The organism is Stenotrophomonas sp. STK17_22 (genome assembly GCF_051983905.1).
Classification (GTDB): Bacteria; Pseudomonadota; Gammaproteobacteria; order Xanthomonadales; family Xanthomonadaceae; genus Stenotrophomonas; species Stenotrophomonas maltophilia_A.
The window spans coordinates 4022245-4034195 of record NZ_CP197010.1; the positions used below are offsets into that span (position 1 = coordinate 4022245).

8 protein-coding genes are annotated in these 11951 nt (G+C 64.1%); 2 read left to right on the forward strand and 6 right to left on the reverse strand.

Annotated elements, in window-relative coordinates:
- Position 1: 1 nt before the first annotated feature.
- The 3 genes from ACSYS9_RS18780 to ACSYS9_RS18790 all read right to left on the reverse strand — a co-directional run bounded on the left by ACSYS9_RS18780 (position 2) and on the right by ACSYS9_RS18790 (position 2552).
- The gene (locus ACSYS9_RS18780) at positions 2-1546 is read right to left on the reverse strand and encodes a hypothetical protein (RefSeq protein ID WP_440568342.1); all 1545 of its coding nucleotides are present in this window, start codon (positions 1544-1546) and stop codon (positions 2-4) included.
- Positions 1547-1887: 341 nt separating this feature from the next.
- Positions 1888-2406, reverse strand: a complete 519-nt coding sequence (locus ACSYS9_RS18785) for a Rha family transcriptional regulator (protein WP_440568344.1) — start codon at positions 2404-2406, stop codon at positions 1888-1890.
- Entirely contained in the window at positions 2403-2552 is a 150-nt protein-coding gene (locus ACSYS9_RS18790) for a hypothetical protein (RefSeq protein ID WP_440568346.1), read from the reverse strand. Before ACSYS9_RS18790 ends, ACSYS9_RS18785 begins: the two co-directional genes overlap by 4 nt.
- 106 nt (positions 2553-2658) lie before the next feature.
- On the opposite strand from ACSYS9_RS18790, the gene ACSYS9_RS18795 reads away from it, so the two are divergent.
- Together ACSYS9_RS18795 and ACSYS9_RS18800 are read left to right on the forward strand one after the other, a co-directional pair.
- Positions 2659-3114 (forward strand): helix-turn-helix domain-containing protein, encoded by a 456-nt coding sequence (locus tag ACSYS9_RS18795; protein ID WP_440568348.1) that lies wholly within the window; start codon positions 2659-2661, stop codon positions 3112-3114.
- A 4-nt stretch (positions 3115-3118) separates the two neighbouring features.
- A complete protein-coding gene (locus tag ACSYS9_RS18800) occupies positions 3119-3358 on the forward strand; it encodes a hypothetical protein (protein ID WP_440568350.1) in 240 nt (79 codons plus the stop codon).
- Between the two features lie 3 nt (positions 3359-3361).
- Here the strand turns inward: ACSYS9_RS18800 and ACSYS9_RS18805 are convergent, their stop codons facing one another.
- The 3 genes from ACSYS9_RS18805 to ACSYS9_RS18815 are packed head-to-tail and all read right to left on the reverse strand — an operon-like array spanning position 3362 to position 11950.
- The gene (locus ACSYS9_RS18805) at positions 3362-9376 is read right to left on the reverse strand and encodes a hypothetical protein (protein WP_440568352.1); all 6015 of its coding nucleotides are present in this window, start codon (positions 9374-9376) and stop codon (positions 3362-3364) included.
- Positions 9373-11382 carry a D-Ala-D-Ala carboxypeptidase family metallohydrolase gene (locus ACSYS9_RS18810; RefSeq protein ID WP_440568354.1) on the reverse strand — a complete coding sequence of 670 codons (2010 nt, stop codon included), beginning with the start codon at positions 11380-11382 and terminating at the stop codon, positions 9373-9375. Before ACSYS9_RS18810 ends, ACSYS9_RS18805 begins: the two co-directional genes overlap by 4 nt.
- 1 nt (position 11383) lies before the next feature.
- The gene (locus ACSYS9_RS18815) at positions 11384-11950 is read right to left on the reverse strand and encodes a hypothetical protein (RefSeq protein ID WP_071229000.1); all 567 of its coding nucleotides are present in this window, start codon (positions 11948-11950) and stop codon (positions 11384-11386) included.
- Position 11951 lies beyond the last annotated feature (1 nt).

An 11951-nucleotide genomic window follows, 5' to 3' on the forward strand; every position in this document is an offset into this window, starting at 1 on the left:
GTCAGCTTGCCCTCTGGCCGACCAGGTAGACCCGCAGGCCCTTGGCCAGGGCCGTACCCACCTGGTCCACGTCGATGCTGATCTCGTCTCCCTTGGCCAATACGTTGCCACCCGGCACCAGCACCGGTGGGATGGCCGCGGTCATGGTGGTGCGCTCGTTGTTGTCAAAAGTCAGCTTGGTCGACAGGATGCTGGTGCCGTTTCGGTTCACATCAACCGTGAGTACGACGCCGGCAGCCTGGGCGACGGCGAGCGTGGCATAGATGCCGCCGTTGGCCACGGTGTCCAGCAACAGCCCGTAGGGCAGGATCAGGCTGTCCTTCCCGGTCCCGGTCCCGATGTTGGTTCCGATCAGCACAGATCGATCGACCAGGTCGAAGCACTGAAGGTCGACCGCCGCGGCCACCCGCAGCAGGTCGCCGGCTGCCACCCACGCGTCGGCGTCAGGCGCAAGGCAGGTGCCGCTGATGATGCAGCCCTGTGCACGGGTCTTGGCCTGGAAGCTCGGCGGCACGGTGAGCGGTCCACCGCCCTCCACGGCGAGCGTCACCTGGCCGGCGCCCACCTGCAGTACCGAGAAGAACTGGCCTTCCTTCCAGTCGGCGCTGCCGCCGGTGTTCGCCCGCACGGTGAGCGTGATCGGCGTGGCCGAGTTGGCCAGGATCAGGGTGTTGTGCATGTCCCCGGCCAGCGTGGTGTTGCCGGTGACGCTGACGATCCGCGGCGCAACCGTGTAGACCGGCGGTTCACCGATCCACGGCCTGGCGTAGCCACGCAACGTGGTGAAGCCCTGAACGCCGTCAGCCAGCGGCACCTTGAACCGAATCGCCGGCGGAGCGCCATCGACACCCGGCACGATCAGGAACTCCCCTACCCCATCCGCATCGACCGGGCGGGACACCTTGTAGTTGCCGGCACCCGCAGTGATCTCGACTGCAGTGTCGTAGAACAGCGGGCTCAGAACGTCGGCGCCGGCCAGAGGGAAGTCGGTCACCTCCCCGTCGCCCTCGAACGTCCACAGCCGCGGCGTGATTCCGATCGTGCCTCCACCGCCCTGGATCTGCTCGATCAGCACCAGCGCACTACGAAGGTTCAGGGCATCGGCCAAGGCCGTGGCGTCGCCCACGTTGGTGATGCGGCTGCCCTTGGCGTCCCAGACGAACTCGCCCGTAACCGGGTCCTGGACCAGCTGCATGCCGTTGTCCAACAGCTGCTGCAGCTGCATCACCCGGTAGTCGAAAGCGTCTTCGTGGATCTCCGGCAGGAACGCACCCTGATTGGTGATGTCCGTGGGCTGGTCCATCGGGACCGTGCGCAGGATCAGGATGTCGGCATTCAGCGCGGGCGCGACATTGAAGGTCACCTTGCTGGCCGGCTGGCGCAGCCCAGTTACCGTGTACTGCGCCGGCGGCACCAGGTTGTAGACCGGGTGCGTGCCGGTGAATACCTGGATGTGGCTGGACAGGAACGCCCTCGGCCCGTTGAACGCGGTGGCGACGCCGTTCCCCACGTAGGTCTTGCGGCGGTCGTTTGCAGAGATTGTCATCTGATTTCAGGCTCCAAAATGAAAAGCCCCGCGATGTGCGGGGCTGCTAGATCAAGCAATTTTCCAAGCCAAGTTCACCAACTCCCAAGCCTGTTCCGTTCTCAGACTTGGGAACCTAGCCATCACCCTGTTGAACGACTCACGGCCGCGAACGTTCACCGCTCGGTCCAGTGGGAATGGGACAACGTTGGTCGATCCACGCCCCTCGGTGACCGAGCGTTCGAATTTGACTGCGCCCAGAATGCGTGTAGTCTTCGCCATGATTTCCTCGCTGGAAGTCGATTTCTGAAACGCCTCGGTTGCCGCCGGGGCGTTTCTCTTTTTCAGGGATGGGCGGCTGCTCATGCTGCTTCACTCGCGAGCAGCGGCAGCTTGATCTGGGGGTCCAATTTCTCCAGCCTGGCCAGGTGAACGAGCCGCCGGCCTCGCCAAATGGAGAGATCCTTCCCGCACCGGGAGGCATGCTCCAGGTCGGCGCGGTATTCCACATAGGCGACTTCCCAGCGCTGCAATGCCCCATCAGCCTGTGCCCGAACGAACTCCGCCATCTCGTTGAACGCGGCGATGAACGCCTCCTTGATTTCGCCCGCCTTCGGGCCGGTGAAACCCATCACCAAGAACATGAACCCGTCTTTGGTCATCTGGATCAGGGGGGATGGCTTCCCGTTCGCCAAGCTATTGATTTCAAAGCACTGCGCAAAATTGCGCCGTGTGAAATCCTCGCTGCACTGGAGATTCCGGTACGCCCGCAGAACATCCTTGTGCCGCTTCCCAAATGCCTCAGCCACCTTCCGGCTGTCCGTCATCACATGATCGCCCGAGAGCATGACCACCTCGGACGCGTGGTCGAGGCCGTTCATGCGACTTCCCTCACCTTGGCGGCCTTGGCCTGCATCAGCAGCGCTGTGGCGATGAAGTTGACCGACCTCGACTCGGCCTGTGCCTGCTGCTTCAACCAGGCTTTCAGCTCCGCCGGGACAACCAGAACCACTTGCTCTTTGCTCACCTTCACTGCTCCTGTTGAGTTTCGTTGAGGTTGAGTATTGTTGAGTTAAGTTCAGTCGTCAACTACTTTTTTTGAGTTTCGTTGAGCGGCGGCTATTCTTAACGGCATGGCTTCCCCCCTCTCCATAGATGAACGCAACTTCCCGATCACCCTCCGCAATGCCAGAGAGCGCGCAGGGCTGACTCAGCGGGAGCTAGGAGAACGAGCCGGGGTCAACTTCAGCCAGATCTCGCGATACGAGCAGGGCATCGCGCTACCCAGGCCCGGCATGCTGCTGAAGCTTGCCGACGCTCTAGGGGTTACCCCGGAATTCCTCCGAAAGGGCGAAGACTTGGTGCATGTCGACATGGTTGACCCGGATGGCGGCCGTATACCGATCGCATTCCCCGCGTCGGAGATGGACCGCATCCGCCATGCCGCCAAGGCGAGCGGTCGAACGGTCGAAGAAGAAATACTCAGCATGGTGCTGAACGGAATTCGAGCGCTTGAAGGTGAGCTCGAGTTAGCCCCAGGGCAACTACCTCCTACAAAACCAAAATCAAAGCGCAACGCCAAGGACTGAAGCCATGACCCTCGCGTTCCTCTGTGTCGCCATCGCCTTTGCCGCAGGCATGGTCGCGGCCACGCCTAAGCGAGCCGCGCTATTGGGGGCCGTGGCCGGCATCCTTGCCGGCACGATCTACTTCCTTGTGGAAGAAAACTACGTCCACTACAGCCCCGAGTGGGAGTACCTGCCGGCAACCGCCCTGCTGCCTTGCGCCGCCTCCACGGTGTTGGCCTTCGCCGTAGCCAAGCTGAAGCGATAGCCCCTACTTCTTCTTGTCGGGCAACACCTCCCCATCGGCGTAGAACGGGGTCTCCCCGTAGACCGCCATCTGGGTGAGTTCGAGCGCTCCAGTGTCCGGGTCGTCCCAGATTTCCTTGTATGCCTTGTCCCACTTTCTGGCCTGGGTGGACGGCGCGCCGACGAGCGGGCCGGCCAACTGCAGCAAGTCCACGGTGTACTCGTCCCAGCTGTCGCCGAACGACTTACCACTGTCCCAGCGCTTGGCGATGCGCTGCGTCGCCTTGCCCATGTTGTTGATGGCGGTGGCCAGCGGCGCGCTGCGTGCGTTTGGCGGGCGCTTGGCCAACAGAGACTCGGCGATCGATGCAACATCACGAACCAGAGGGATCGTCTGCAAGGGGAACAGTCCCACTTCCGTAACCATCCAGGTGACCCAGTCCTTTTCGCCGTCTTTGTCGTCGTCGTCAGCCAGGCGGCCCGCCAGTATTGCGAACACCGTCGGTGCCAGTACCCACTGCAAGAACAGCGAGGCGATGCGAGCCGACCCCTCGCGCGATGCACCGCTGCCTTCGGTCGCAGCGCGGAGCCTGCCGAAGATGACGAACATCGGGCCCATGTACTGGCGGGTCTGTCGCAACGCCGGATCACGCTCGAAGGTGGAAAGGTCCTTCTTTCCAGTGGCCGTCTGTGTCATGCGGATGGCCTTGTCGGCCAGCTTCACTGCATCGACATCAGGCGTCCCCTTGCGACGCTCGCTCTCGTAGCGAGCCAGCCAGACCACGCGCGACACGTCAGCATCGGCCAAGCGGTGCAGCGTCATCATCAAGCGGGTGTAACCGGCATGCGCTCCCTTCCATCGATCGCCGCGGATCTTGCCGATGGTGCTCGCGTACATGTGATCGACCTCCTGCAGCTTTGCTGCCATGAAGGGCGACTTCTCGACAATCTCCTGTGTCAGTTCACTGCGATGGGTTTGGAACTTCGCGAACGATCGCAGCACCGACGACGTGCTTGACCTGTCGATGCCCTGGACCAATGCCGAACCATAGTTGCCGAGTGCGATGTCCGGCCGTAGCGCCAGTGCTGCTACCGTCGTGTTGGCCAGCAAACCATCGCCCAGTGCACGCCACTTGGCCACGTTGCCTGCGGCCTCGGTGCTGCCGACCACCGAATAGGCCAAGCCACCGGTGAGCGAACGCAGCGCCGAAGGGCTCAGGCGGGAGCTTACGTAGTTCTTGATGCGCGGATCGTTCAGCAGCATGTGCACATCACGGACCGCCTCGCGGTAGGAAAGGTCAGTCATCACCTGATCAAGATGCCGATTCACGACCAGGCCATAGTCCAGATTCAGTGCTGCCTTGACGGTCTCGGCACGGCCCTTCACGTAGCCCTTGCTGGTTGCCGCGCGGCCGGCGCCGGTGGCCATCAGCACCTTCATGGCGTCCTCGTTCGCCTGAACGTCACCAACTACAGAGCGAGTTGAGTCATAGGCGAGCGGGAAGTAGCCGCCAGCCATGTGAATGACTTCCCCGTCAGGCATCTGCACGTCGAACGGCACCGACTCCACGAACTGGACCGGCACGCCGCCCATCCTTGCGTTCAGGGCCTCAATGTCCGGTCGCATGGATCCGATGGCATCCCACATGCCTTGGACATAGCGCAGTTCAGTTGGACTCAGCATTGCCGCCAGCGAGTTGAGGTCGGCTTCGGTCAGAAGGATCGTCCTGGTGCTGGTGGTGAAGCCACCTTCCATCAAGCGCTCCCGATTGCCGGCGTTGCCCAGGTTCAGGGCCATGCCGATCAATCGCCGACGGGTCATCGCTACACCCTTGAAAGTCGCGACCTGCCGCAGGTTGTCCTCCCAGTTCTTGGGAAGACCAGCGTGGAGTTGCTTCAACTGGCCGCCCACGCGCCGCATCAGCTCACTCTTCTTGGATTCCGCCTGCTCCTGCGCGTGCCAGATGAAGTCGTGCCACGGCCCCGTCTCTCCGCCGTCGAGCTTCTCCAGGATGGACTCTGGACGATCGATGTCATCGAGCAGGCCGCCCGCAGTCCTTGCTGCCCGCGCTCCTGCCGGGAGGTCATCGGCAGTAACGAACTCTCGGGCTTCGCCCAGCACCGATGTGGAACGCTTGAGCATCTCCGCGATGGCGCTGGCCTTGTCCGCCTTCCGGGCGCCGGCCAGCAGTTGGTTCTGCCGGCTGGCCAAGTGGGACAGGTTCTTGATCGCTTCAGCGAATTCCCGGGCCTCTGCGAACGGCACGTCGCGAAATTCAGCGGGATTGTCCAGCCGTGCGATGACCACATCACCTACTGCCGTGACCTCTCCACTGTCCTGCAGCCCTTCGACCCAGTCCGCCAGGGCCCGGGAATCACCGGGCGCTTCCTTGCCGAAACCATACGCCGCCAGTAGACCGTTGACCTGGGGGAGGAAGCCGCTCCCTGCCTTGGCGAGACGCTCCTGCCCCGGCGTGCGGGTCAGCTGTGTCGCTGCGCGTTCGATGCGAGTGAGGCGCTTCTGTGCTTCGACCGCGCTCCGATACAGCGCAGCATTCAGGGCCTGCTGACGTTTGGCCAACAGTGCTTCGCCGAATCGACCTTTGGTCGCTGCTGCGGTTGCAGCCCGGGCGGCATTGCGCTCCGCTGCCAGATAGGCGTTCGGGCGCAGTTGTCGCGAGGATTTCCGGTCGATCACCGCCTCGGCCACAGCCTTCAGTTCGCGGCGATTCGGACGTGGCTGCTCCGCCAGATTGGCGAGAATCGCAAGTTCCCGCTCCAACAGCCGAATCCGACGGCTGTTGTGAACAGCTTCCATCGCCTTGTCGGGAAGCGAGCCGTCGATCATTGGGTCGCCGTGTCGTTCCCGCATTCTGGCGTCCGCTTCCTCCCGCACTCTCTGGCTGACCTGGTCCCTGGTTGCCAAGGCATCCACCAGTGCATTGGCCGAGTCAAAGCCATGCAGCGGGGCCAGCATTTCTGGCGAAACACCACCTTCGTCGCGGTACAGACCCTTCAGCGCAGGCAGAATCGACTCTCCCCAACCTTCAACTAGCGATTCGCGGTCCAGCTGGACGCGCTGGGAGTCCGGTATCGGAGTTCCATCTGGGAAAGCTTCAGCGCCAGACAGTGCACGCGCCAGACGCTCGGTCTGATCGACGTTCAGATCCAATGCAACCTCTCGGCGCACTGCGGCCAGCTCTTCCTTCCACCACTGCTTGCGAGCCCTAGCATCGGCCTTTTGCAGTTGCGCCATCAGGTCGGCCTCGGCCTGCTCGCGCGCCGCAGCAACCTGCGCCTGGTAGTCAGCGAACTGCCGTTCGGTCATCCCCAGCGCCTGCGCCTCGGCCAGATCACGCGCGATCGGCTCGAAGCCCACCCGTGCCTGCGCCGCCTCGATTTCTTCCTGGCTGGCCAGCATCCGGTCGAACACACCGCGCACTTCGTCGGTCAGCTCCACATCCAGATTCCGCAGGCTGCGGTAGACGCCGAGAATCCACTGCTTGAACTGGCTGAACACCGATTGCAGCTCCGGTGTCGGCGCCTTGCCCTCGCCCAGGTACGCCTCGAAGCCCCGGGCGAACTGTTCGTGCTGGTCGACGCCGATCTGGTCCGCCGACTCGACGCCGAACCATTTCAGCAGGCTGTCCAGGTCCGAGCGGATCTGCGGCGCGGCGTCCTCAGCCGTGGCCAGGTCGCGGTAGACCTCCAGGAAGAAGTGCCCGGATTCGTGCAGGAACGTGGACAGGTCGGCGCCCTTGAACAGGCTGATCTGCATGGCACGATCGGGCCCGATCTGAATCTGACCACGCGGTGCGGCGCCGCCTTGGAACAGGATGTCCCCGGCCAGCACCTCGCGCGCGGCGGTGTCCGGCAGCGCCACACTCCAGGTCTGCCGCTGCCCTTCGATCGGATCGTCTTGCACGATCTCGCCGCCGGTGCGCTCTGCTTCCGTTCGCGCCTGGTCCAGGGTCAGGAAGTCGCGGGCCTGGCCCTGATCGTCGGCCAGCAGCCACTGGCCGGCCCTCTGCACGTAGGAACTGCCCTCTCGCTTGATGGTCCGCTGCCCGCGTCCATCGGTGGCCACCTGCGGCCGGCCGAACAGGCTGCGCAGTGCGTCCATGCCGCGCTGCATAAGCGTGCGGGGTGCGCCAACCTCTGCCGGGGCCTCCGCAACCTGGATCCCGCCGGCATAGCGTTCGTACAGCGCCATTGGATCCTGTCCAGTCACCTCTCCCAGACGGCCGAAGACGGCTTGCCAGAGCTGCGCCTGGCTATCCGCCTGTGCGGGCGTGTATCGCTCGGTGGCAGCGAGCTGCGCCAACACGGCCTGTCGGACCCCATCGGTGTCGACCTGCGCCGAATCGGCGGACTCCTGCCCTTCGTCTTGCACGCCAAGCTCCCGGGCGATCGCTTCGACATCCAGCCCTTCCACTTCGGCCGGCGACAGGCCTTCCGGCGTGGTTCGCGTGTGTTGAAGGATCTCGCTCCAGTTCGGTAGCTGCGGAACAGCGGCCATCCAGTCGGCCTTGGAGATCGTGATCTGGCCAGTCGCCATCTGCTCAGCCAGTGCTTCCTGCCCGCCCACAAGATCCTGCAGCACCTGCGGCGCGGATTGGAACAAGGTCTGGGCCTGTTCGGCATCCAGATAAAGGTTCGAATCCTCGCCTGCCAGCTGTCGCACAATCGCCCGCATGTCGTCCGGCGAACGTGCGCCGAGCTTCAGCTCAGCCGCTGCCTGTGTTGCTGCTGCAAGGTCAGCATTGGCGTCTTGTGACCCGATGATGTTCTGCACCTGCTCTGCGGCGGCTCGCGTGCGCGACCGCGGCACACCGGGGATGCCCAGCAACGCGCGCACGATCGCCCCCACGGCGCCGCCCTGCGCCGCGTTGTCGGCAACACCCTCGGTCAAGGACTGCTTCGGGTCCACGAAGGCCTGCAGCGCCGCGTTCTGTGCGACCTGCTGGCCAGCCTCGGTCGCCCCCTCCGTAGCCGCCGCGATGCTGATGTCGGCGATGTAGCGCATCGTGCTGCTGCGGATGTTCGGAGGTAGGCGCTCCACCAGCCGCTCGATGCCGAGACGCTCCAAGGCACCCTGCGCCAAACCACCAGTAGCGATGGCCAAGTCACCCCGACCGGTACCGTAGGCCCCCTTCTCGCGAACTGCGTCCGCCATCTGGTCCACGCCCATGCCGTAGGTGCTGGCCGGCAGGGTCTGCGGGGCGTAGATGCTCTGGATGACCATCGGACCGACTTGGCCTACGCCTTCGGCCACCTGTGTTCCGAACGTCTGCCGTTGCTTCGGTGGGGCGATCCAGTCGGCCAGTTGCTTCAGATACTGACCGGTACCGACGAACGAGTCGCCTGGCCGCAGCCAGATCGGCACGTCGCTACGGGCAGGGCCGCCGCCGCTGGGTACGCCGACACCCGATAGGCCGCGATCCAAGGTGCGCTCGCCGAGGTTGTAGGTCTCGCCCACACCGCCCACTGCCATACCGATACCACGCACGGCGCCGGCCGGCAGGGACCGCAGGACGTCAGTGGACGACTCAACGTCCTCGGGCGTGGACTTGCCGGTGCGTGCCCGGTTGAAATGGCCGTACACGCCGATGCCGGTGGAGACCATGTTGGCCAGCAGCTCCTGCGCCCAGTCCTGCTGCTTGGGCTTGGACAGCGTGCCGGCGAGCTTCTCGACGCCCTCCACCTCGTCCTTGACCAAACCAAGGCGACGAGGATCCCCCAGCCAGTCGGCCAGGGCCGGGTTACGCTCGCGCACACCCTCAATCTTGCGCTGCAGCTCCATGCGCGCTGCCTGCTCCGGGTTGCGTGCCAGCACCTCGGCCGGCACACCCAAGCTGGTGGCCTGGCGCTGCGCAGTGGCGATTCCATCGGGAGAAAACTGGCCAGCGCCGACCACTGCCCTGCCAGTATCGGCGGGGAGACCGCGGGCCGCCTCTGCATAGGGATTGGAGGTTGGCGCAGCCCTGGTGGCCGCGTCGTCGGGGAGTGCAGCAGCTGCCGCAGAGTACGGATTATTCATTTCTTCCCCAGCCAGAGCTTGTTGATGTTGTCGGCAGTGACAGGCTTGCCAGCAGCGCGGAGCGCTTCCTCGATCTGGATACGATCAGTCGCAGGAATGTTGAGGTCCTGCACCCGGTAGGTCTCGGTATTGGTCCCCCACAGCCGTCCAGGTCTCTCGACAGTGCCCTGCAGGGTCAGGAAATCAGCCTGCTTCAGCACCTCGTCATAGCCCGGCTTGCGCTTCTTCTCGTTCTCGAACTGCTCGGCCCAGCGGCGCATGTCGGTGGTGAACTGCCAAGCCTTCTTACCGTCGGCCGTGTTTCCACCGATCTTGCTCGCGTCGATCCCCATCGTCCCCGTGACGTACTGCTTCACGATGGAATTGATCTCTGCCTCGCTGGCGACGCTGGCAGTCTGTTCGGGCTTGCCGGACAGCAACTTCAGCTGGGCGTCGGCGTAGCGCTTCCGATCGGACGCGGACAGCTGCAGGTTCGGGTCGTAGGGGTTGAAGTGGGTCAGGGCGACGCGGGCCGGCTCGCCGCCAAGGGACGCGCGATACACCGCTTCGTCCATAGCCAGCACGGTAGTGGGACTGCTGGTTTCGGCTTGGCCGGTCTGTCGCTGCTTCCACCGCGCTTCCAGCGATGGGATCCAGCCGCGCTCCGCTGCACGCGTGTAGTTCCGGCCCAGCAGTTGCCGCAGGCTCGCCCCGCTGTTCGGGTCGGCGTTCTCCACGGCCAAGTTGATGGACTCGGAGACATCTCGATCCTGCTCTGCGCGCCGGGCTTCGGCGACAGCCAGCCGATCGCCATAGCGCTGCCGAGCTGCCCGACGCCTCCGTGGATCCGCGAAGGAATCAAAGTACGCCAGGGCGTCGGCCTTCGATCCGGGATCGCCTTCGGGCGCAATGGCCTTGCGCTGTGGGGGAAGCTCGGCGTGAATATGCGGGCCAGTCCCATGCGGTTCGGTGATGACCTGGAACCCTGCCGCTTTCAAATCTGCCACAAACGCACTGATCTGCTCCGGCGTTTTTCCCTTCACCGACCAATCCCGGGCAGTGCCGCGGCTTTCCAGGTGCTGGCTGTTGGCCACGCCACCCACGCTACGGTTCTCCTCTTCGGACCGGGTGACGCTGGTGGTCCTGAATCCGTGTTGGGCGCCCAGAGAGGCGAACTGGGTCTGAACGCTGGCAGCATCCGCCCGTGCGGCCATGACAGGATTCCGGCTCTCCCATGCGTCCACGTCCGCGTCGGCCTGTCGGTCCTCGACGTAGGGTCGCAACTCGCGTTCCACCACTGCGCGATCCGTCGGCGTTAGCTGGTCTGCATAGCGGTCGTAGAGGTCCTGAGCTGCGAATGGGTCCTGAAGCGCCATTCCTATGACGGTCTGCTTGCGAACGCTGGAGATAATCCCTCGTTCACCGGCCTTCAGTGCTTCCGGACCATAGCCCTGCTTCTGGTAAGAGGCCATCGCGATACCGATCACTTCTTGCAGTCTGGTATCGGCCAGATTGAAGTCCCCGGCGAGGCCAGCACGAACAGCATCCTGCCCTACCGTATCGATGGCCGCCTTGTTCTCAGCCTCCTCGAACATCGAATACTGTCGCTCCGCGTACCCGTTGAGACGGGTCTGCACGGTGTCACGGAAGGAGAATGCGACCTGGTCGAAGCGGGACTGCTGGTCTGCGGTCAGTCGTGATCGAATTTCCCCTGACCTCTTGTCCAGATCGCCCAGCAACGCGTCTGGAGCGAGCAGCGAATCCTTGCCGCGGTACTTCGCCACACCGTCAGGATTGGCGGGGTTGAACGCATTGCCTTCCCACTCGGATAGCTCCCTGCGAGCCTGCATCACAGCGGTCAGGTCCGATCGATCCTTCTGCTGCTGGAAGATCTGTGCAGCGGCCTGCCCTACCTGGCCAGCCGCATGGATGGCAGGCGAAAGGTCGACTTGGGCCGTGTTCCTAACTTGCGGCCCCATCTGGGCCTCGACCTGCGGGCCGGACACCCTTGGAATCAGAGTTGCCATGTCACAGCCCCCAGCCGCGCGAAATGCGCGCGTTGTTGCGCATGGTGATGCTGTTGGCCTGAGACGACAGGTTCCCACCGCCAGCTCCGGCCCCGCGGCTCATGCCGCCAATGCCCATACTCGCGGCGCTGGCTAGCGAGCCCAGGACCGTCCCGGTCGCCTGAGCGTTGCCGCTCCAGCGGGCCAGCTCGCCCTGCGTCCGCTGGTTCTGGGCCTGTGCGTTGAAGCCCCATGCCTGCCGCGCAGCGTTCATGCGGATCGTTTGCTGATCGACCTCACCGAACATCGCGGTCTCGCCTAGGATCTCCGCCGGCGTGCCGAGCGTCGGGTCGATGTTGTTGGCAGCGATCGCGGCGCGCTGCTGGCCGAGCGCAATGCGCGTGCGCCAGGACTGCTGCTCCATCTCGCGGGTGGCCAGGGCGTTGCTGGTGTCGGCGTCCTGCTGCGCCAGCATCGCGTTGTTCTCGGCGATCTGAGCGTTGGCCTTGCCCTGCTTCTGCTGCTGATCAGCCTGGTATGCACCGGTAACAACGGTGGCCGCCAGAAGGGCGATTGCGGGATTGCACACG